The sequence below is a fragment of the Psychrobacter glaciei genome (assembly GCF_014652895.1).
Taxonomy (GTDB): domain Bacteria; phylum Pseudomonadota; class Gammaproteobacteria; order Pseudomonadales; family Moraxellaceae; genus Psychrobacter; species Psychrobacter glaciei.
Genome location: NZ_BMZR01000003.1, coordinates 259,088 through 282,240 on the forward strand (window position 1 = coordinate 259,088; position 23,153 = coordinate 282,240).

At 44.0% G+C, this 23,153-nt stretch carries 16 protein-coding genes, 1 tRNA gene and 1 pseudogene; 11 read left to right on the forward strand and 7 right to left on the reverse strand.

Going from position 1 to position 23,153, the window contains the following annotated elements; genetic code table 11:
• The first annotated feature begins 26 nt into the window (after positions 1–26).
• The 4 genes from IE130_RS08730 (at position 27) to IE130_RS08745 (ending at position 6,679) form a co-directional block, all read left to right on the forward strand.
• Positions 27–1,760 carry a 5-guanidino-2-oxopentanoate decarboxylase gene (locus IE130_RS08730; protein WP_189584676.1) on the forward strand — a complete coding sequence of 578 codons (1,734 nt, stop codon included), beginning with the start codon at positions 27–29 and terminating at the stop codon, positions 1,758–1,760.
• A gap of 53 nt (positions 1,761–1,813) precedes the next feature.
• Positions 1,814–3,628 carry a D-lactate dehydrogenase gene (gene dld, locus IE130_RS08735; protein WP_189584679.1) on the forward strand — a complete coding sequence of 605 codons (1,815 nt, stop codon included), beginning with the start codon at positions 1,814–1,816 and terminating at the stop codon, positions 3,626–3,628.
• The gene (locus IE130_RS08740) at positions 3,609–5,015 is read left to right on the forward strand and encodes a YjiH family protein (RefSeq protein ID WP_010199713.1); all 1,407 of its coding nucleotides are present in this window, start codon (positions 3,609–3,611) and stop codon (positions 5,013–5,015) included. Before dld ends, IE130_RS08740 begins: the two co-directional genes overlap by 20 nt.
• A 152-nt stretch (positions 5,016–5,167) precedes the next feature.
• Positions 5,168–6,679, forward strand: a complete 1,512-nt coding sequence (locus IE130_RS08745; protein WP_227676176.1) for an aldehyde dehydrogenase family protein — start codon at positions 5,168–5,170, stop codon at positions 6,677–6,679.
• 152 nt (positions 6,680–6,831) lie between these two features.
• On the opposite strand, the gene IE130_RS08750 is transcribed toward IE130_RS08745, so the two are convergent.
• The 3 genes from IE130_RS08750 to IE130_RS08760 all read right to left on the reverse strand — a co-directional run bounded on the left by IE130_RS08750 (position 6,832) and on the right by IE130_RS08760 (position 10,459).
• Positions 6,832–7,677 (reverse strand): IclR family transcriptional regulator, encoded by an 846-nt coding sequence (locus IE130_RS08750; RefSeq protein ID WP_010199717.1) that lies wholly within the window; start codon positions 7,675–7,677, stop codon positions 6,832–6,834.
• Between the two features lie 214 nt (positions 7,678–7,891).
• The gene (locus IE130_RS08755) at positions 7,892–9,157 is read right to left on the reverse strand and encodes an MFS transporter (RefSeq protein ID WP_189584682.1); all 1,266 of its coding nucleotides are present in this window, start codon (positions 9,155–9,157) and stop codon (positions 7,892–7,894) included.
• Positions 9,158–9,304: 147 nt separating this feature from the next.
• Positions 9,305–10,459 (reverse strand): acyl-CoA dehydrogenase family protein, encoded by a 1,155-nt coding sequence (locus tag IE130_RS08760; protein ID WP_101212061.1) that lies wholly within the window; start codon positions 10,457–10,459, stop codon positions 9,305–9,307.
• Between the two features lie 315 nt (positions 10,460–10,774).
• Between IE130_RS08760 and IE130_RS08765 the strand changes: the two genes are divergently transcribed.
• The 6 genes from IE130_RS08765 to IE130_RS08790 all read left to right on the forward strand — a co-directional run bounded on the left by IE130_RS08765 (position 10,775) and on the right by IE130_RS08790 (position 18,343).
• On the forward strand, positions 10,775–11,551 hold the full coding sequence (locus IE130_RS08765) for an enoyl-CoA hydratase (protein ID WP_189584685.1): 777 nt from the start codon (positions 10,775–10,777) through the stop codon (positions 11,549–11,551).
• A 159-nt stretch (positions 11,552–11,710) separates the two neighbouring features.
• On the forward strand, positions 11,711–13,324 hold the full coding sequence (locus IE130_RS08770; RefSeq protein ID WP_189584687.1) for a 3-hydroxyacyl-CoA dehydrogenase: 1,614 nt from the start codon (positions 11,711–11,713) through the stop codon (positions 13,322–13,324).
• 69 nt (positions 13,325–13,393) lie between these two features.
• Complete coding sequence (locus IE130_RS08775) at positions 13,394–14,596, forward strand: 3-oxoadipyl-CoA thiolase (protein ID WP_189584690.1); 1,203 nt, start codon at positions 13,394–13,396, stop codon at positions 14,594–14,596.
• A 119-nt stretch (positions 14,597–14,715) separates the two neighbouring features.
• Positions 14,716–16,437: a long-chain-fatty-acid--CoA ligase gene (locus IE130_RS08780; RefSeq protein ID WP_189584693.1), complete on the forward strand. Its 1,722-nt coding sequence runs from the start codon at positions 14,716–14,718 to the stop codon at positions 16,435–16,437.
• Positions 16,438–16,533: 96 nt separating this feature from the next.
• Positions 16,534–17,004, forward strand: a complete 471-nt coding sequence (locus IE130_RS08785; RefSeq protein ID WP_189584696.1) for an acyl-CoA thioesterase — start codon at positions 16,534–16,536, stop codon at positions 17,002–17,004.
• Positions 17,005–17,311: 307 nt separating this feature from the next.
• Positions 17,312–18,343 (forward strand): DcaP family trimeric outer membrane transporter, encoded by a 1,032-nt coding sequence (locus tag IE130_RS08790; protein ID WP_189584699.1) that lies wholly within the window; start codon positions 17,312–17,314, stop codon positions 18,341–18,343.
• A 260-nt stretch (positions 18,344–18,603) separates the two neighbouring features.
• Here IE130_RS08790 and IE130_RS14215 read toward each other — a convergent pair.
• Positions 18,604–18,869: pseudogene (locus tag IE130_RS14215) on the reverse strand (IS3-like element ISPar1 family transposase); the annotation flags it as partial.
• A 160-nt stretch (positions 18,870–19,029) separates the two neighbouring features.
• Here IE130_RS14215 and IE130_RS08800 point away from each other — a divergent pair.
• Entirely contained in the window at positions 19,030–20,712 is a 1,683-nt protein-coding gene (locus tag IE130_RS08800; RefSeq protein ID WP_189584705.1) for an NAD-dependent malic enzyme, read from the forward strand.
• Positions 20,713–20,872: 160 nt separating this feature from the next.
• Here the strand turns inward: IE130_RS08800 and IE130_RS08805 are convergent.
• The 3 genes from IE130_RS08805 to IE130_RS08815 form a co-directional block, all read right to left on the reverse strand.
• Positions 20,873–20,949 (reverse strand) — tRNA-Ile (locus IE130_RS08805).
• Positions 20,950–21,032: 83 nt separating this feature from the next.
• On the reverse strand, positions 21,033–21,839 hold the full coding sequence (locus tag IE130_RS08810; RefSeq protein WP_189584708.1) for a pteridine reductase: 807 nt from the start codon (positions 21,837–21,839) through the stop codon (positions 21,033–21,035).
• 33 nt (positions 21,840–21,872) lie between these two features.
• Positions 21,873–23,075, reverse strand: a complete 1,203-nt coding sequence (locus tag IE130_RS08815) for a tRNA nucleotidyltransferase/poly(A) polymerase-related protein (protein WP_189584711.1) — start codon at positions 23,073–23,075, stop codon at positions 21,873–21,875.
• Positions 23,076–23,153: the final 78 nt, after the last annotated feature.

Genomic DNA, 23,153 nt, shown 5'->3' on the forward strand with positions numbered 1-23,153 from the left:
ATTACATTCTTTAGGATAACTGACTCATGACCCAATTGACGCAAACGTCTTCTTCATTACCTGCAACCCCATCTCTGACATGCGGTGAGCTGTTGGTACAGTGGTTAGAATACTATGGCGTAGAGACCGTATTTGGCATACCCGGTGTGCACACGGTCGAGCTATATCGTGGTCTGCCAAACACCAATATCCGCCATGTGACGCCGCGTCACGAGCAAGGCGCTGGGTTTATGGCTGACGGCTATTACCGCGCTTCGGGCAAGATTGGCGTTTGCTTTATCATCACCGGCCCTGGCATGACCAATATTATGACTGCCATGGCACAAGCATTGGCGGATTCTATACCGATGCTGGTGATCTCTAGTGTCAATAAAGTGGCAGATACGGGCAGCGGTGAAGGGCACTTGCATGAATTACATGATCAGCAAGGTATGGTCAGTAAGGTTGCGCTTACGAGCAAAACCATCTGGAAGCCTGAGTCGCTACCGAAAGTCATCGCAGAAGCTTTTGCCTTATTCAATGGTGCACGTCCGGGGCCAGTGCATATCCAGCTACCAATCGATGTGATCACCGCTGATGCCAGCCATGTCGCCAAGCCGCCTGATTTAACGCCTTACTTGAATAGTCCGGCAACTAGCCAAACTGATGCGAATAGCTCAACGCTGCCTCGAGTAATGAGACCGCTGCCCAATCCTGCACAGCTTGATTTGATTATCGAGTCTCTCAAAACCGCAAAAAACCCAGTATTGCTCTATGGTGGTGGCTGCGTCGATGTCAATCAAGATGCGCAAAAACTGGCAGAGCTGATCGATGCGCCGACATTTTTGACCATCAATGCCAAAGGTTTGCTACCACCCGCTCATCCGTTAAGTTTGGGCAGCAATCAATCATTAGCAGCAGGTCGAGCCGTTATTACTGAAGCCGATTTGGTATTGGCGATTGGTACTGAGCTTGGTGAGACTGATTATGATGTGTTTTTTAATGGCGAGTTTAAAATCAACGGTAAGCTGATTCGTATCGATTGCGATGCTCAGCAATTGCAGCGTCCTTTTAGAGCGGATATCGCCGTATTATCCGATGCGCAAATGGCTATAAGTGGCCTTTGCACACGTCTAGAACACCAAGCGTTGAATCATAAAGCGGTGTCACGAGTCGCCGAGGCAAAACAGGCATTGTTAGCAGAAATGACCCCAGACTTTGCTGGTCAAAATGCACTACTTCAGCTGATTCGAGATGAAGTAAAAGACGTCATATTTGTTGGAGATTCAACGCAGCCTGTCTATAGTGGCAATCTTGGTTTTGAAGCACTGGCAACCCGAAAATGGTTTAACTCGTCGACTGGGTTTGGCACGTTAGGTTATGGCTTACCTGCCGCGATAGGTGCCATGATTGGCTCAAACCTTCCCGTTATTAGTCTTATTGGCGATGGTGGTATTCAGTTTACGATTGCAGAACTCATCTGCGCTGCCGAGCTTGAGCTACCATTGATAGTCCTACTGTGGAACAACCAAGGCTATGGCGAGATTCGTCGTTATATGGAGGAGGGTGGTCTACCACTGATTGGGGTCAATATTAAGACGCCACATTTTGAGCCATTAGCCGCAGGATTTGGTGCAGGTTATCGCCGAATTACTGATAAGCAGCAACTGCTAGACGCCTTGCAAAAAGATATCAACGGTAAGCAGCCTTTCATTTACGAAGTTGATGAAGCTGATGATTTTCTGACTGAGATAGGCAAGGACTTTATCTGTTTTAGCTGATGGTAATGACTTAACTGTACTAAAGGCTGGTGACTCAAGGAAAAATGTCTGCAATGCTAAATTCTAACCACTCGTCTAATAGTTGGAATGCGTCGCAGGCGAGTTTGTTAGCAGACTTAGCAGCCGTTGCTGGCGCGCCCAATGTATTGACCAAGCCGAGTCAGCAGCAGTCGTATATACAAGGGGCGATTGCTGCTATCACAGATGCTATCTTGGCAGTGGTAACCCCTCATTCTCTTGTGGCGCTATGGCGCGTCATTAACCTCTGTGCAGCATCTGATGTGATCATTATCGCTCAGGCTGCTAACACAGGGTTGACCGGAGGCTCCACGCCGTATGGGAAGTATGATCGACCAGTCATTGTTATTTCTACGCAACTATTGGGCGGTGTTCATCTGCTCAATGACGCAGCAGAGCTTGTTGCCTTGCCAGCGGCGACCCTTCAGCAATTAGAATACAAGCTTGCACCTTTGGGGCGTGAGCCGCATTCAGTGCTGGGCTCTAGTTGTGTTGGTGCTTCGGTGATTGGTGGCATTTGCAACAGCTCTGGCGGTATGTTGGTGCAGCGTGGTCCGGCGTATACCGAGATGTCACTATTTGCCAAACGTAATGCTATGGGTGAGTTTGAATTAATCAATCACTTAGGCATTGATTTAGGTGTCGATCCAGAAGAGATGCTTGGAAACCTACAAGCTGGCACGTTCAATAAAAATCCACATAGTGCCAACAGTAAGTCCTGTACAAACCACCATTATCAACACAAAGTGCGCGATTGCGAGGCAGACACACCTGCCAGATTTAACAATGACCCTAATGGATTGTATGAAGCCTCTGGTTCAGCAGGAAAAGTCATCGTCTTTGCGGTTCGAGTCGCGACATTTGCCAAACCAGCGCAAGAGCAAACATTCTATATCTCGACCAATGACGTTGATACCTTGACCACACTCAGGCAGCAGTGGTTAAAAAGCGAGCTGAACCTGCCTGTTTTGGCAGAATACATGCACAAAGACTATAACGATATAACCATGCGCTATGGCCGCGATACTTGTTTAAGTATGCGCAAACTGCCAGCCAGTAAGATAGGCGCGTTGTATCGGTTACAAGCCAAGATTGGCTATTATTTGGATAAATGGCGACTGCCTCAGACTTTACCAGATCGGGTGCTACAAATGGCATCGACCTTTATGCCGCCATCATTGCCAGACTCTTTGGCTGAGCAGGCACGCTCCTATCGTTATCATTTAATCATCAAAGTCGCGAATGACAGTGACAGTGACAGTGACAGTGATAATGACAGTGCTAAGGCTAGTAATCAGCATATTGCCGCCGCTCAAGCATTTCTACAGTCCCATATGCAGCATCATCAAGGCGTCGTACATCTTTGTACAGCAGAAGAATCCCAAGCATTATTGGTGTTTCGCAGTGCGGCAACCGCTGCCATTTTTCGTTATCACAATCTTAACCACACAAAGTTTGGCGAGCTATTAGCGACTGATATTGCCTTACCAAGAAATGCCGTAGATTGGGATGAGGTGCTACCTACTGACTTGCAAAAGCAGGTAAGTAAAACCTTTTATCTGGGGCATTTTTTCTGTCATGTCATGCACCAAGACTATCTGTTATACCCTGAAGTGGATGCAAAAAAATTCAAGGATGAGCTATTGGCGTTTTATGATCGACGTCGTATAGAGTACCCTGCTGAGCACAACGTGGGACATGTCTATACCGCAAAATCTGCACTACATAATTTTTATAAAAAACTAGATCCGACCAATTCGCTAAACCCAGGCATTGGTCAGACAGCAAAATGGAAAAATTGGCGGTCGTCGCCTATCATGGAGGAATTAAATGACGAGTCATATCAGTAAGTCACAGCAGCCAGTCTTAGGTAATAATGCTGTCGATCCAAAAACACCACAGGGCGAGCAATGGCGAGCGTCATTGTGGAAATTTCTCTTATTTTCAGCCCTTGGTATCGCGCTATTTATCATTCCCTTTCAATGGGATGGCAAGGTTACTATTTTATTGGGCGTATTGACCGATGCACTACAAGGCTGGATAGGCGGTTATGTGGCTTACGTGGCACTGGCGATCGTTACCATCTCTTTTGTTGGCGCACTCGCGGTCAAGCTGTTACGACCGACCTTGCACGAAGACTCTATGATAAAGAAGCTCTTCGATGTTGAGTGGCTGTGGTTTGGTGCCCGTTTTTTAGGCGCAGTATTTATCTGGATGATCTTTTTACAAGTAGGCCCCGAGTTTATTATTAACCGTAATACCGGCGGCGTTATTTTTGAAGATTTGATTCCGATTTTGATTCCTTTATTTTTCTTCGCTATCTTATCCTTGCCGTTCTTAACAGATTTTGGTTTGATGGAGTTTTTGGGAACATTAGCCAGCAAAGTCTTTATCAAACTATTTAAACTACCCGGACGCTCAGCGGTAGATGCGATGTCTTCTTGGTTTGGCGCGGCCTCTATCGGCTTGCTAGTGACCATGCAAGAGTATGACAAAAGTTATTATAGCCAGCGTGAAGCGGCGGTTATTGCCACAACTTTTTCGGTCACCTCAATCGCTTTTACTTATGTCGTAGCGAAAACAATTGGCGTAGACAACAACTTTGTCTTCTTTTATCTGACCATCGCGTTGACTGGTTTTATAGCAGCCATTATCATGCCACGCATCCCGCCATTATCACTAAAGGCGGACACCTATCATTCTGGCAAATGTATGCTAGATGAAGAGATTCCTACTCAGTATAGTATGCCGCAGTGGGCGCTAAATCGTGCTGTGACGCGTGCGTATTCTATGCCAAGTCTGGCAAGTGTGTTCAAACACAGCCTAAAGAATTTATTTGATATTTACTTTGGTCTGATTCCTGTTATTTTTGCTATCGGCACCATTGGTCTAGGGCTGGCAGAGTACACGCCAGTATTTAACTGGATATCTGCGCCTCTCGTGCCTTTGCTTGAATTGCTACAAATTCCAGAAGCGGCAGAAGCGGCGCCTGCCATGATTATGGGCTTTGCTGATATGTACTTACCAGCGTTGGTCGGTAAGAGTATTGAGAGTGAAATGACACGATTCATCGTTGGGGCATGCTCTATTACGCAGATTATTTATATGTCTGAAGTGGGTGCGCTGATTTTGAAATCAAACATTAAGCTTAATGTTCTAGAGCTATTCATGATTTTCATCCTCCGTACTTTGATTAGCCTAGTGATTATTACCTCAGTAGCGCATCTTTTGTATTAGTCAGAAGATCTAATGAAAAAGTGAGATGAGCGACAGTGATTTTTAGCGGGTGATTGATGCCAGTGACAGCGCAGGTAGGCAGTAGTGTCAATCACCCGTAATCATTATCAATAAATACGCTACGAATAAACAATGAGAGAGGACATACCATCATGGAAACGACAAATGCTACTGATATAACCAGACAAATTGCAAAAGAGACAATGCAAAATGAAGTGGTATTAAATGCGGCCTATATTAATGGTAAATGGACTGCCATCGAAGCATCATCGGTTGATAGCGAAGACACTGATACGCAGAATTTATATGACCCAAACACTGGTGAGGTGTTAGCAATGACGCGCTTATGTACCAGTGCCCATGTAGAAACAGCGGTTAATGCTGCCTCTGCTGCCTATGCAAATTGGTCGCAAACCCCAGTAAGCGTGCGTGCGCATTATCTGCATGCGATTGCTGACGCTATGGAGCAGCAATTTGATAAGTTAGTGGGGCTGTCTGTTTTAAACAATGGTAAGCCCATCGAAGAAGCAAAAATAGACGTCGGTGACGCCATCGCTTGTTATCGCTATTATGCCAATCTGATAACAGATCAAGAGACGTGGTCGGAAGTACCCACGAATGAAGCAGGCATTCGTCTGCTAAAGACTTTTGCGCCCGTTGGCGTGTGTGCATTGATTGTACCTTGGAACTTTCCAATGGTGACGACCTCTTGGAAGTTGGCACCAGCGCTAGCAGCAGGCTGCACAGTGGTATTAAAGCCTTCTGAAGTGACCTTATTGCCAGAATTGATGCTGGGCAATATATTGTCTAGTATCGATCTGCCAAAAGGCGTGGTTAATATTTTGCCCGGTGCTGCCGAAGTTGGTGCTGCCATGACCAGTCATCCGCTGATTGATAAAGTCTCTTTTACGGGTAGTAATGTGGTGGGGGAAAAGGTAATGACCCAAGCGGCAAAAAGCATCAAAGACATCAGTCTTGAGCTTGGTGGCAAGTCTGCCATTGTGGTGCGCGCGGATGCCGATATCGACTACGCTTGTGACCTTATCATTGGCGGTGTATTTACCAATGCTGGTCAAATATGTTCAGCGACCTCTAGATTGCTTGTTCATCAAGATATCGCACCGACTTTATTTGAAGCGTTGAAAGTGAAAACCGCAAGCCTGCAAGTTGGTGATGGTTTTGATACAAGCACTCAGATGGGTCCAATGGTCAGCGAGCAACAGCTTAAGCAAGTAAAAAAATACTGTGATATTGCGACTGCCGAAAACCTTACTTGCCTGACTGGTGGAGAAATATCAGCTAGTCAAGGGTATTTTGCCGCGCCCACTGTTTATATAGATGTTCCTGTAACCAGCCAATTGTGGCTCGAAGAAGTGTTCGGACCAGTATTGGTTAGCAAAACCTTCAAAGACGATGCAGAAGCCATTAGTTTGGCCAACGACAGCAAATATGCGTTGGCGGCAACCATTGTCAGTACTGATGAAAAGGTCGCATTGGCGATGGCATTACAGATTGAAGCGGGTCATATTTGGATCAACGAACAACAAATCGTGCTGCCTGAGTCAGGGTGGGGCGGCTTTAAGCAAAGCGGCATCGGCCGTGAGTTAGGTGGGGGCGGTCTGTCCGCTTACCAAAAGAGCAAGCATGTATTGTTATCTGACTAAATATGTCTAAATTTCGATTTTCTCAACTATCAAATAAAAACCCCTTTAAATTTTAAAATTTAAAGGGGTTTCAAAAACGATTAACTTTAGATAATGAACGACAATAGTACGATTGAGTTTTCAATTTTTGCCACGTTAATGGGTCATCCACTTTAGCTGATGTAAATATTACTTTCGATATTATTCTTCATATGAAGCAACCGAGGGGCAATGTCTTCTTCTAGTTTAGTACGGCTAAGAACAAAACTGGGTGCGCCGCAATTAAAAGTCAGTAAGCCCTCAGTCGGATGCATGATGGCGGTAGCGACAGCGTTGACGTCTTTTTGCCATTCACTAATCGAGAAGCAATACCCATAGTCGTCATAATCTCTAAAGGCTTTATCCAGTCCGCGTCTAATCTTTAACCAATCATCTTTATACTTACTGCGAATGGCATCAAGGATAAATTCTTGCTCAGCAGCGGGCATACTGGCTAAGCATGCGCGTCCCATCGAGCTCAAATGAATGGGGAGGTATGAGCCGACATTACGTCGCATGGTCGTAGTACCAGACCCTTGCACGACGTTTAGATATACCATCCTCAGGCGGTCACGGGTTGCCATAGCGACCGCACTATTGGCATAATCTGCCAGTTCTTCCATATACGGGGTGACTAAATTGTTGATAGAGATATTCGCCATCATCGTATAGCCAAACCCTAACACACCGGCAGAAAGCTGATATTTACTACTGTTGGTCGATTGCTTTAGATATCCTAACTTGACTAAAGTATAAGTCAGTCGCGTGATCGTCCCTTTAGGCAGCCCAGTCAATTGACTCAAGTCTTGATTACCCAAATAGGGACGCTGCGGGGTAAAACAACGCAGCAGCTCTAAGCCGCGTGCCAAAGCGGTAATAAACTGCCTATCGTTTTTATCTCTCATGTCACTAATCGGCTCTAACAGCTCAATGTGTGTTGATTTATTAGAGTCTTCATCATCAAGGATATTAGTTGTCATATAAGATTTATTGCTCTCAATTACGTTAATTTAAATAGCATAAAATTCACTACTTTTAGTACCTTGCAAGCCAATAGTTGTACGCTGATAGTAGTTTGTTGCTTTTAATAACACTCTATTAATGTACATTGAAACTATTAACATAGCTATTATAAATATCAGCTATTATAAATATAAAATATCTCGCTATGCGGTATATATGTATTTAATAGTATCACGCCTTTTGTGGATCATATTGCTGTTCTTTGATGAACAACGTTGGAATAAGGCCACATAAGAAATACGCGCCTGCCATAAGCAACAAACCTGCACCAATAGAGTTTTGCATGGCCATATAACCAATGGCAACCGGCGCAATAACTGAGCCTAGTCGTCCGATATTGAATGCACCGCCAATAGCCGTACCTCGAATAGCGGTAGGAAAGCTTTCCGTCAAGTAGGTGGCATTGATAGCATAAGGGATGCCGTATAAGAAACCAAAGGTTATCATCAACCAACCGATGTTTTCTGGGGTATGCATATAGACTAACACTGGAATAAATAGCGCTGTGCCCATAGTACCGAAGGCAAATACTATCTTGCGACCAATTCTATCAGCCACTAGACCTGCCACGACTTTAGCAAACATCATCGTCAAGTAAGTACCCGCCATATATAGTGCCATCTCCTTAAACTTGATACCCAATTCAGTTTCTAGATAGGACGGCAGCCAGTTACTTACGCCAAAATAGCCAAATAGTAACAGCCCTGAACTCATCGACCATAAAATGAACATAATGCGATGTTTGGGGTTTTCAAATATGGCTTTATAAGGATTTTCAGGTTTTGTGAGTGAGTTTTTCGCGCCACTAAGTTTGAGGGCACGAGCCTCTTTCCAAGACTGTGGTTCAGGGATAAGAAAATACATCGATATCGAGAGAATAATAGGTAGGAACGTTAAGAGATATAAGGTGCGCCAGCCATAGACGGGAATAATCCAAGCTGAAATGCTCGTGATCACTAAAGACCCTAAGGTAAAACCTGTCATCAATGCTGCGAGTACCGTCGTTCGATGTTTGGTAGGTACCATTTCAGACATCAGAGTGTTAGTCGCAATATATAAACTGCCCAGACCCAAACACGCGGTGAACCGTAATGCTATAAACTGCTCATAGCTCTGCACAAAGCCACTAAAACCAGATAGCACGGAGAAGAGCGCTGTCGCAATCACGATAACACGTACTCGGCCAAAACGATCACAGGCCCAACCACCGAAAAATCCACCGATGGCCATGCCAAATAATGACCAACTGCCCAAAGCGCCAGCTTGTATGTTGGTCAATCCAAACTCTAGCTTGAGACTTGATAGGGTAAAGGCGAGAATCCCAATATCAGCCCCATCACATAACAGTACTAGAAAACAAAAAAAGAAGGCCAATTTCCAAGGTTGCTTTTGGGTAGAGTCTGAGCTTGGATTTGACGTTATAGCGGCACTTTTCACAATTTATATCCTTATTGTTGTGAGAAAGAAATTTTATAGTAATAGCGACATAAGTCAGGTATCTGCGTCCTAGCAAATACCTCGATACGTTTTAATAGTGTGAATATCTTTTACTATTCAAATAAATAGCACTCAAATAAATGACAACTACTCACTAACTTCTTTAATCATATTGCGGGCAATGATGATCTGCTGGATTTGGGTCGTGCCTTCATACAAACGATATAAGCGCACATCACGATAAAAACGCTCAATGCCATAGTCAGCAATATAGCCAGCCCCGCCGTGGATTTGCACCGCTCTATCAGCAACACGGCCACACATTTCGGTGGCAAACATCTTGGCACATGACGACTCGGTAACGACATCTTTGCCGTCATCACGCAGGCGTGAAGCATCTAATACCATCGATTTGGCCGCATAAATCTCTGCTTTTGAGTCAGCAAGCATCGCTTGAATCAGCTGAAAATTGGCAATGGGTTGACCAAACTGCTTACGTTCAACGGCATAGCGTAGCGCGTCGTCTAACATGCGAGTAGCTGCTCCGGTACTCGCTGCAGCAATATGTAAGCGACCTTTATCAAGCACTTTCATGGCAGTTTTAAAACCTACGCCTTCTACACCACCGATCAACGCATCAGCAGGTACGACGCAATTGTCAAAGATCACATCACAGGTATGCGCGCCTTTTTGGCCCATTTTTTTGTCGATTTTACCAAGCGTAATACCAGGGGTGTCGCTCTCAACGATGAATGCTGAAATACCACCAGACCTTTTGTTTTCAGGGTCAGTACGTGCCATGACGGTAAATATACCGGCTTGAGGGGCATTGGTGATATAACGCTTGGTGCCGTTGAGTACGTAAGTATCGCCGTCTTTGATTGCAGTGGTTCGCAGCGATGCAGCATCGGAGCCTGACTCAGGTTCGGTCAAGCAAAATGAGCCAATAATTTCACCACTGGCGAGCCTTGGTAGATATTTTTGTTTTTGCGCTTCAGTACCATCGATGACAAGGCCAGAGGAACCAATACCGTTATTAGTGCCTATTAATGAGCGAAAAGCAGGTGAGGTGCGCCCTAACTCAAATGCCAATGTGACCTCTTCTTCCATCGTAACGCCAAGCCCGCCGTATTCCTCGGGAATGGTCAGTCCAAATAGGCCTAACTCACGCATTTGACTGATGATCTCTTCTGGCAGACGGTCATTTTCTGCCACCCAGTCTTCTTTTGGGATCAGTTGGTTATTCACAAATTGACGAATGGTTTGGACGATATGGTCGAGTACTTCCTTATCTCTAATCATGTGATTCTTCCTTGTTTAGATGACGTCTAATATTGATTGATGAGGGCTTTACAATTAATTTGAATAAACAGCATAATCGATAATTTATTGGATTACAATACTTTTGGTTTAAAAAACCGCAATGCGGTATTTATAAAAGAGACGAGGTATTAACGGTCTGTTTATTTATCAATTTAACTGGCTTTTACTCTTCACAAAAGAAAATAAACAGTATATATTGGTACTGAATATCGCTATGCGGTATTAATAATCATAATTATTAGTCTGTTTTAAGGGTGGCGGTTTACCTAAAGACATTACTTAAAGGACAGCATCATGGAAGAGCAAATCATCATTTGTGAAACGTTAGACAATGGCGTGAGCCTGATAACACTCAATCGTCCCAAGGTTCGCAATGCTTTAAACACTGAATTACGCGAAAAAATGGCAGAGATTTTCATCAAATTAAACGATGACCCAAAGACCAAAGCTATCGTGCTGACGGGTGGTGATAAGGTGTTTGCGGCCGGTGCTGACATTAATGATTTCTTAACTGCCAAAACAGTCGATGTGTATTTACGTCATAGCGAACGCTATTGGGATGCTATCACCAATTGTCGCAAGCCTATTATTGCAGCGGTAAATGGCTATGCGCTTGGCGGTGGCTGTGAGCTTGCTATGCATGCCGACATCATCGTCGCTGGCAAGTCTGCTAAGTTTGGCCAACCAGAAATCAAAATCGGACTGATGCCCGGAGCAGGGGGCACGCAGCGTTTGTTTCGCGTGATTGGCAAACATAAAGCCATGAAGCTGATACTAACAGGCGACATGATAAGTGCTGATGCAGCGGATCAAATGGGGCTGGTCTCTGAAGTGGTCGAAGATGAGGCGACTATTAATCGCGCCATCGAGATTGCTGAACAACTCGCAGGTTATTCGCCTATTGCTTTAACCCAAATTAAAGAAGTCGCCAATCTTGGGGTGGATATGCCGCTACAAGCTGCCTTAGCTTTGGAGCGTAAAGCCTTTCAAATTTTATTTGATACCGAAGATCAAAAAGAAGGCGCGAAAGCCTTTTTGGAAAAGCGTGACGCGAACTATAAAGGTCAGTAGCTTGTCAAAGCATAGATTTTTCGAAACATAGGTTTCTCAAAGCATAGACTTTCCGAAACATAGATTTCTCAAAGCATAGAAAGAAACAGCACATATACTTTGAAAACGAGACTATTCAATAAGAGCATATAAATTAACAAGACCATATAAAGGATTATTATGACTGTTAAATCATTGGCCATTGTTGGCACCGGTATTATGGGTATGGGTATTGCTCAAATCGCCGCCCAAGCAGGCATTCAAGTGCTGTTATTTGATGCCAAAGGAGGCGCTGCTGAGCAGGGACGTCAATCGCTTCAAGCTATGTTAGAGAAGCTAGCGGCTAAAGGCAAATTCACCGATGAGCAGCTACAAGCTACTTTATCGAATCTAACCGTGATTGAAGATATAGCCAAAATTGCCAAGGTAGATGTCGTTATTGAAGCAATCATTGAAAATTTAGACATAAAAAAGCAGCTGTTTAAGCAACTAGAAAGCCTTGTCCCTGCCGAGACGATTTTGGCAACCAACACCTCATCGCTAGCGGTGACAGCGATTGCCTCCGATTGCGAGCACCCAGAGCGCGTGGCAGGATTTCACTTTTTTAATCCAGTACCCTTAATGAAAATCGTTGAAGTAATTCCGGGAATTTCTACCAAACTTTCAGTAGTAGAAACGCTTACAACTCTAGCCAAACGTATGGGGCATTTAGGGGTAGTGGCAAAAGATACCCCAGGGTTTATCGTCAATCATGGCGGTAGAGCTTACGGTACAGAAGCGTTGAAAATATTAGGTGAGGGCGTTGCAAGTTTCGAGGACATCGACCGTATTTTACGTGAAGGCGCTGGCTTTCGGATGGGACCTTTTGAGCTGCTTGATCTCACTGGTATCGATGTCTCGCATCCGGTCATGGAATCGATTTATAACCAATATTACTCTGAGCCTCGCTATCGTCCGCACCCCTTGACCCGTCAAATGCTAACGGGTAACAAGCTTGGTCGAAAAATTGGCGAAGGATTTTACCAGTACATAGACGGTCAAAAAGTGACATCAAATACAAATCAACAGTCATCGTTTGAAGCATCGGTTTCTAAAGATAGGTTTTCTCAAAAAGAGGCTGATGCTGATACCTCAAACCTCTCAGTTTGGATTGGCGCAGATTTAGCAGAAGATAAAAAACAGCTGATTGATCATCTAAACGCTAATGGCATTACTATCGACGATAATGATCAGCCAAATTCTGACAGTTTAATATTACTGGCAATTTATGGCGAAGATACCACCAATGCGGCTATTCGCTATCAGGTGAATCCTAAACAAGCGGTCGCCATTGATATGCTGACTGACTTATCCAAGCATCGTACTCTCATGCCAAGTATCGTTACAGAGGATAATTTTGTGGCGCAAGCTTATGCCCTATTTGGGAGAAATAATAAGCTCGGTAAAAGCTCAGATGAGGATTCAGAGGTTGCTGTCGATGCCACGCTAATTGCCGAAAGCACGGGTTTCGTGGCGCAGCGAGTCGTGGCGATGGTGATTAATTTAGGCTGTGATATTGCGATGCAAGGCATTGCCACACCAAAGGATATCGACAATGCCGTCAAGCTTGGATTGGGTTATCCCTATGGGCCTATCTCATGGGGAGATGAGCTTGGTGCCGCGCGAATTTTGCTTATCTTGGAGCGTATCTATGGGTTAACAGGTGATCCGCGTTATCGTCCTAGCCCATGGTTACAACGCCGCGCCAAGCTAGGCATCTCATTATTTACTCAGCAGAGCAATTGTCAACGATAAGAGCTAGACCAATTTAATAAACCCTATATTTTAATCAAATACACCCTTAAAACACAACAAGGAACAGTTATGTTAGACGCTTATATTTATGACGGATTAAGAAGCCCTTTTGGTCGCCATGGTGGTGCATTAGCCACGGTGCGTCCTGATGACATGATTGCGACAGTAATGAAAGCTTTGGTCGAAAAGCACCAATTACCAAACGATATTTTTGACGAAGTGCTAATCGGTAACACCAACCAAGCGGGTGAAGATTCACGCAATATTGCCCGTAATGCCGCATTGCTAGCAGGACTAGATGTAAAAACCCCCGGTCAAACTGTCAACCGTTTATGTGCCTCAGGTCTGTCTACCGTCATCGATGCCGCTCGTAGTATCACTTGTAACGAAGGGGATATATTTTTAGCAGGTGGCGTTGAATCAATGACCCGCGCGCCCTTTGTGTTTGCTAAGACCGAAACGCCTTTTAGTCGTGAATTTAAAGTATTTGATACGACCATTGGCAGCCGTTTCCCGAATCCTCTTTTGACTAAAGAATTTGGCAGCGACAGCATGCCGCAAACGGGCGATAACGTCGCTCGCAAATATGGTATCACTCGCGAGCAAGCTGATAAATTCGCAGCAGCCTCACAAGCTAAATATCAAACCGCCAAACAAGCGGGTTTCTTTGACGATGAAATAACGCCAATTATGGTGTCGCAAGGTAGAAAATTACCAGAAAAATCGATAACAGAAGATGAGCATCCTCGCGCCACATCTACTGTGGAAGCACTGCAAAAACTTAAACCTTTAAATAGTGAAGGTGTGGTCACAGCAGGTAATGCGTCAGGTATTAATGATGGCGCAGCGGCTTTAATTATTGGCTCAAAGCAGGCAGAGGAAAAGTTAGGTTTTAAGCCTATTGCAAAGATTCTCTCATCTGGTGCGATGGGCGTAGAGCCAAATATTATGGGCGTAGGACCTGTTGAGGCCATCAAACTGGCATTGAAACGTGCTGATTTGACCCTTGATGATATGTCCATTATCGAGATTAATGAAGCATTTGCCTCGCAAGTACTCGGTTGCTTAAAAGGTCTAGAAATTGACTTTGATGACAAGCGCGTTAACCCCAATGGCGGTGCGATTGCCGTTGGACACCCGCTGGGCGCATCAGGTGCAAGACTTGCATTAAGTACGGCACGAGAGCTACAGCGCACGGGCGAAAAATACGCAGTGGTCAGCTTATGCATTGGCATTGGGCAAGGGCTTGCCATGGTGATAGAACGAGTTTAATTCTTGCGTTAATCCACTATAAAAGAGTGACAGCGTTAACCTCGCTTGCCTTGCCCTTCTTTTAAATTGAATCAACTATATGCCCTCGCCATACTATTTTATTATCAAGGACGACAATAATGACTTCTATACTTAACCAACATGAGGATTACCAACAAGCTCAAGAAGCGTATGGTTTTCCTTTGATTATCAAGCAGCTGCTAAACCGTGCAAAAATTGCTTCTACGGATCAAACCATTAGTTATGCCAATAAGGTCACTTATACGTATGCTGAATTTTTTAAGCGCGTTAATCGCTTGGCAAACGTACTGAAAAACATGGGTTTGCAAGCAGGTGATGTGGTTGCTGTTATGGATTGGGACAGTCATCGTTACCTTGAAGCGTATTTTGCTGTGCCGATGTCTGGCATGATTTTGCAAACGGTCAATGTACGCCTAGCTGAAGATAAAGTGCTGTATACAATCAACCACGCCAAACCCAAAGCCTTGTTACTAAATGCTGAATTTGAGCCAATGGCTAAAAACTATCGTCATGAAGCCCCTTCTATCGAGAAAATTGTTTGGCTCGATGATACTGGCTTTGATGATGCTAAGTATGCCGGAGACGATATAAAGAATGATACAAAAACTGAGCAAGTTAGCATGCCAGATTATGTCGAAGGTGAATATGAAGCCATGCTAGCGGCGGCTAGTGATGCGTTTGATTTTCCAGATTTCGATGAAAATACCATCGCCACCACATTTTATACCAGTGGCACGACGGGCGATCCAAAGGGGGTTTTCTTTACCCATCGACAGATTGTATTGCAGACGCTGGCAAGTACGTTAGCATCTGCGCTAAATGCCGAAGGTCAAGGCGCGCGCTACAATGATGTGTACATGCCAATGACGCCATTATTCCATGTGCATGCTTGGTGCTGGCCGTATGGGGCAACCATGATAGGGCTTAAGCAAGTATATCCAGGGCGCTATCTAGCCCCCACGTTGGTGGATTTAATTGAGCAGCACAAAGTCACGCTTTCACATGGCGTTCCAGCAATTTTGCAGATGCTATTAAAAGAGATGGCAGCACGAGGACGTAAGTTTGAGGGTCTGAAGTTGTTACTCGGTGGCTCAAAGTTGAATGAAGGTTTGGCCAAAGCAGCCATTGAAAGCGGTATTGAGTTTATGTCTGGATTTGGGATGTCAGAATCCTGTCCTGTGCTATCTAGAGCAGTATTCGATGATAAAACGGACTCGATGGAGATGAAGGAGCAGCTCAATTATCGGTGTTTGTCTGGCTCACCAATTATGCTCGTCTCAATGGAAATCTGGGATGAAAACGGCAAAGCTCTACCAATGGATGGTGAATCGACAGGGGAGCTTGTAATTCGAGCGCCTTGGCTGACCCAGAGTTATTTTAAAAACCCAGATGCTGGCAATGAGTTATGGCGCGGTGGCTGGATGCATACCCAAGATATTGCTTGTATTACCTCTGACGGCACGCTAAGCATTACGGATCGGCTTAAGGATGTGATTAAGTCTGGTGGTGAGTGGGTATCTTCGCTTGAGGTCGAGACTATTTTATCCTTCCATCCCAGCGTCGCTGATGTTGCCGTCATTGGCGTGCCACATGAAAGATGGGGCGAATGTCCTTTAGCGTTAGTGGTTTTAAAACCTGAATATACCGATACCAAAGCGGATGATATTTTAGCCTTAGGTCACCAAGCGGTAGAGAAAGGCCATTTACCAAAGTATGGCGTGCCAAGCGAAATCAAGTTTTTAGCAGAAATGCCAAGAACCAGTGTGGGTAAGCTCGACAAGAAAAGAATGCGGATAATGTGCGCAGAAAAACTCATTTAATCCAATTTTTTTGTTAAACATTGTCGAAAACACTCATTACATCTGACTTAATATTTTTAATATCGGTGTCAATTGGCATGACTAGAAGAGAATACTATGAAAGCTTTAGCTATATTACCGGAAACCCAAGAGGTGCTGGATAAAGACAAAAACCATCCCATGCATGGTTTTGCGGTTATCTACTCTCAACAAGTAGCGTGGGGCGATATGGATGCTTTTGGTCACGTCAATAATGTGGTCTATTACACTTATGCCCAAAACGCTCGTATTTACTACAACAGTCAATTAAATCTATTTAATGAAAATACTTTTTCCGTCATGGCGGCATCATCCTGTCAATACTTCAAACCAGTGACTCACCCCGATACCTTATGGATTGGGGTTCGAGTCAAGAACATTGGCAATGCCAGTTTGATTCATGAATATATCTATTATAGTACGGTGTTGAATACCATCGTTGCTAAGGGTGAGTCCGTGCTGGTATATCTTGATAAAACCAGTGGAAAAAAGAAAAACATCGATGACACCAAAAAAGCCGCGATTATTGCTTTTGAAAGTTTTAACTAGGGCGTGTCATCATTTAGATTGTGAGGCTTAAAATGAGAAAAATTGCAGCCAAACAAGGAATAAATTGCCGCAAATATGAACATATTGACAAGATTGCTGATGATGTTTGGCAAAATTTAGCCATTTTAAGACCACTAAATGTATCAATGTGCTAATTGATGACACGCCCTAAATTAGAATGCATAGGTTTTATACAAGGAGATAGTGCTGGTATTTATAAGGTTAAAAAATACGGTAGCAGCAGATATTTAAAGGGATTTCAATTAATTTAACTGGATTTTAAAACAACACAAGGAATGTGTAGGTTATGCTTTATATCAAAAAGTTGTCTTTTGGTTTGGCTGTTCTTGGGGCATGCGTACAGGCACAAGCGATAGATCTTGTCACCAATGGAGATACCACTTTAAGTATCGGTGGTTATGTTAAAGCGGAAGGCATATTTTATTCTCCCGATGAAGGGGAGTCCGAGTTCAAAGGAAGTGGACGACAATCTCGGATTAATGTTAAAACCACGAAGAACGTAGAGAATAAAAAGCTAACGGGTTTTATTGAAGGCGACTTTTATGGCAATGCCGCAAATGGTGGTTCAGACTTACGGCTCCGCCATGCCTATGTTCAGGTCGATGATTTGACCGTCGGTAAGACGTGGAATGGTCAGTTCTTAGCGGTCTACCCACTTTTGACTGATCAGCTTGACTTTCGGGGCACGGGATTGGGTACTATCTCTGGTGGCGGCGCTGATATTCGTCCAGATTTGACGGTGCATTACACTCATAAAGGGTTTCGTTTTACCGCTCAAGACCCTGTTTATGATGAAGCTAATCTGCCTGATATGGTTGTTAGCTATAAGAATAATATATCTGATCTTAGCTATAACGTGGCGGTCACTGCTCGTGAGGCCAAAAATGGAGACGATTCGGATGTAGGCGTCGGTGTCTCTTTGGCGGGTAAACTAAAACTGGGCAATGACTCGCTACATGCGAGCGTATATAACGGTAAAGGGATGGGCGTCTATTCTACCGTCTGTGTTGGAAGAGCCTTTGGCACGACGGGCGATTTAGATTGTGATGCGGAAGACGGTAAGCTTGTCTCGCAAACGGGCTACACGGTCGGTTACAGGCACAAGTTTACAGAGAAACTGATGAGCAACATGCGCTATGGTGAAATTATGGTGGATGATGAAGCAGATACTTCTGTAAATGTAAAAAGTATCAACCTTGTCTATGAGTATTTACCAGATCTAGACATTGGTATTGAGTGGAGAGATCGTAGCGACAAAACGCTATCACAGGTAAAAAAAGGTCTGCAAGTTGAAGTAATGGCCAAATATAACTTCTAAATTATAGTCAGTGAAAAGTAATATTGATACATTACGCACTGCTAATATCAATATTACTTGCTTGCTGTGCAGACAGAGGCTACAAAAAATTGATGTCAGCAGTATCGTCGCGTTTTTTGGGTATTTTGACTGTATATGTTGAGAGATAATAAGCAAACCACATCTGCCTTGGTGCTTTAACGCCCAAACCCTTCTGAATTCCAATGCGAGCACAGCTTTCATCTTATGTAGAGACAAAGCGGTGCCTCGCTTCATCCTTCTTTATTTAATATCTCTCGTTCTTCTTCAGCTATTTTTAATTGGCGTTTGAGTTGCTTGATTCCTTCAAGAGCTGCCACAACTCCAGTATAATAGGATTCTGTGGCGACAAGCTTGCCTTGATTGGTTTTGTTCTGCCAATTGGCTAGCTTTTGCATCGCTTTTCCTAATTGCTGAGCAGTTGCAATCGAATTAGCATTATTATCTGCTATCTTTTGACCGATTCTACTTTGAATTCCGTATTATCGCTCTGTATTTTCTTGGTCATGATACACTTATCGTCGAGTGGTTGGTTGACCAAATTTACTGCCATGATTTTTTCAGCATCGCTCAATAAATGTAAATAATGACTGTTAATTTAATGAATAAGTAAAATATTTAACCCATTAATTTTTTCACTCATACGCCTCTAACAAGAAGATTTTATTATGCAAACCAAACGTCCGTTATATATTCCCTTTGCAGGCCCTGCATTATTAGAAACCCCTTTACTAAATAAGGGTAGCGCTTTTTCATCAGAAGAGCGCGATAGCTTTAATCTAACAGGCCTACTGCCTCATAACATTGAGACGATTGAAGAGCAGTCATTACGCGCTTATCATCAACTGCGTTCATTCACTAATGATATGGATAAGCATATTTATCTGCGTAATATTCAAGATACTAATGAAACCTTATTTCATCATTTGATTGAGCAGCACATTGAAGAAGTCATGCCGCTCATATATACCCCAACCGTTGGCCAAGCATGTGAAAAATTCTCTCAGATTTATCGCCGCAAACGTGGTTTGTTTGTCTCTTATCCTGAGCGTCATAAAATCGATGACATGCTGCAAAATGCCACCAAACAAAACGTGAAGGTAATCGTTGTCACCGATGGTGAACGTATATTAGGCCTAGGGGATCAAGGCATTGGCGGTATGGGTATTCCCATTGGTAAATTGTCGTTATATACGGCTTGTGGTGGTATTAGCCCCGCTTATTGCCTACCGATCTTATTAGATGTGGGCACCAATAATCAGCAGTTGCTTGACGACCCTATGTACATGGGCTGGAGAAACCCGCGCATCTCGGGTGACGAGTATAATGAGTTTGTAGACTTGTTTATTCAAGCCGTTAAACGTCGTTGGCCTGAGGCATTATTACAGTTTGAAGATTTTGCCCAAGAGAATGCGACACCATTATTGAATAAATATCGTGACCAATTATGCTGCTTTAATGATGACATTCAGGGCACTGCTGCGGTTTCAGTCGGTACCTTGATTGCAGCATGCTTGAATAAAGGTCAAAAGCTTAGCCAACAGAATATTGCGTTTTTAGGTGCAGGATCTGCTGGTTGCGGTATTGCTGAGCATATTATTCGCCAAATGCAGCGTGAAGGCTTAACGGAGGCGCAGGCTCGCAGCCAAGTATTTATGGTGGACCGTTATGGCTTGCTTACTGATGGCATGACAGAGCTACAAAAATTCCAAGAACCGTTAGTACAAAAAGAATCGGCTATTGCAAGTTGGGATAAAAGTAAAAAGCTTGGTTTGGCGCAAGTGGTGAAACAAGCAAAAATAACGGTATTATTTGGCGTCAGTGGACAAAAAGGTCTGTTCACCCAAGAGGTGATCGAAGCTTTATGTGTGAATACTGAGCATCCTATTGTCTTACCGCTTTCAAACCCAACGTCTCGTGTTGAAGCGACACCGCAAGAAGTAACAAACTGGAGTCGTGGTAAGGCAATCGTTGCAACCGGAAGTCCTTTTCCTCATACTACTTTTGAAGGACAGACTTTCGAAGTGTCGCAGTGTAATAACAGCTATATTTTCCCCGGTATTGGTCTAGGTGTTTTAGCATCACGTGCGACGGGCATCAGCGATAATATGCTAATGGCGGCAAGCCAAGCACTTGCCGATATATCAATGGAATATGAAAAAGCACCAGGTGCAATATTACCGCCCATTAGAGTCATTAGAGAGATCAGTGAAAAAATAGCCTATGCAGTCGCACGACAAGCGATTGAAGATAAACTGGCATTACCTGTCACGGCAGAGAACTTAGAACGTCAATTAAAAGCCAATTTTTGGTTGCCTAAATACCGCAACTATCGTCGTACTTCTTTCTAATTTTATAAAGTACATACAAAAAGCCAAATGTTACCGTTAGAGGTAGCATTTGGCTTTTCTGTTATATGGTGTCATGAACATATTATATCGTTTAAAACCCATAAAAAAAGGCTTGCCGCATCGCTGCGAACAAGCCTGATTTCTTTTTGCACTATAAATTTGGTGGGCCCAGTAGGACTTGAACCTACGACCAAAGGATTATGAGTCCTCTGCTCTAACCAACTGAGCTATGGGCCCTAACGCTAGACGGACAATGATACCTTATTTTTTGAATTTTTCAAGTAAAAGTTAACAAGTAGCGCAGAGTATTTGATGACTTGTTAATAACTGCCACCAGCCAACGTCAAACTACGCCCGCCATCAACCGCGATAATCTCGCCAGTCACATAACTTGCCCCAGCCAAATAGAGCACGCAATGGGCAATTTCATCAGGCATTCCTATTCTTTGCATAGGAATAGAGTCGATAATGCTGTGTTGTTGCTCATTATCAAGCGCTTGGTCGCTATCGATTTCAGGTAATATATTGACCCCAGGGGCAACACCATTGACGCGCACATCAGGTGCCATATCGAGTGCGAGAGATTGTACCATCATCCGATGTGCAGCCTTTGCCATATTGTAGACGGTATAAGTGCTGAATGGTTTATTGTGCGCATGGATATCGAGTAGGCTAATGATGCAACCTTGCCGTGCTTTCAGATACGGATATAACGCTTGGCTTAATAGTAAGGGCGCTTTTGCATTGGTCAAAAACAATTCGTCCCATTGTGCTTTTTCGATACTACCAAGCGCACTCGGATAAAACCGTGAGGCATTATGTACTAGCACATCGAGCTGACCAAAACTTCCTATGATATTTTCAATAAACTGGCTAAGAGCCGAGCTGTCATTAACGATTGCCAAATCAGCGACGATTACCACGGCACTATCGGCTCGATTTTCATTGAGCTCATCAGCTAGGGCATTGGCTTCTTGCTCACTATGATGACAATGGATAATGACACGGTAGCCTTGATGGTGGGCGGCTTTGATAATAGCGGCACCGATACGCTTAGCGCTGCCAGTCACCAGCATCACTGGTGCAACGGTATTTTCTGCTAAAGAGGTATTAATTTTTTGATTCATAGTTAAGTTTTAGTAGACATTTGAGAGTGATTTTTAAGCCATCTTTTCAGAGGGTGTTAAAGACATATCGTGCGCTTGTAAGTGTTCAATTCTGGCTTGTCGCAATGCAGCACCAATCGCTGGACCTTTAAGGTCTGACTCGATATCTTTGACACCCATAGCATGGAAGCTGCCTAAGGCTAGCATCATCTCACGGTGCTGAGAGGCGAGCTGTAACACGTGGCTGGTCACTAGCAGTTGCGAGAGCTTATCAGGCTCTTTATGAGCACTACAGGCTTGGATAAGGTCTATTTTTTCACTCGCATTAAGCTCATTTATACGTTTTAATTTTTCGCCTTGCTGCACGAATAAAGTCGCAAACTGAGTTTGAGCCTTTGGTACTTTGGCGGTATTGCCTATTTCAGTAATAGCTTTTGTGGCAGACATCGTTTCACAGGGTGTTAAACCAAATAACGCTGGATTAAGACTGGACAGTAATAACGCCCAGCGTTGTGATAGATTTAATTGCATTTGACCCGCGAAATACAGCGCAGTCTGTACAGTCTCTCGTATGTGACCGTTAATGCTCCACGTCTGATGTAAGGGCGCAAAATATTCTGTTAAAGCATCGATTTCGAACAGCTGCTGCCAGTATACCTGAGGAGAGACCTGCATCATTGCACGGCTCGATTCTTGCCAAATGCGCTCACTACTCAAATGTGACAGTTCGCCCGAGCTGACCAACTGGCGCATCAATGCCAAGGTCTCATCAGCAATCGTAAAGCCTAAGTCATAATAACGCCCATAAAAGCGCGCCGTTCTAAGCACCCGCAATGGATCTTCGTTAAAAGCGCTGGAGACATGGCGTAGGGTTTTGCTTTTTATGTCACTCAGTCCACCATAATAATCGACCACTTCGCCACTGATAGGAGTGTCGTCAGTGAGGCTCGTGACTTCGATCGCCATGGCATTGACGGTTAAGTCGCGTCGTTGCAAATCTTCCAACAGCGTCACTTCAGGGCTGGCATGGACACTAAAGCCCTGATAGCCTCGTCCTTGCTTGCGTTCGGTACGTGCTAGCGCATACTCTTCATGACTGGTCGGATGCAAAAACACAGGAAAATCTGCGCCGACTTGTTGAAATCCAGCAGCAATCATCTCTGCTACTGTCGCCCCAACGACAACGAAGTCTTTGTCTTTAATAGGACGATCTAGCAATCGATCACGTACTGCGCCGCCGACGAGATAAACTTGCATAATAGTTCCTATTTATTGACTTAATTGACACTAGTGAAAGGGTGATTGACAAAAAAACCAGTCAGCGCTTTTAATAAA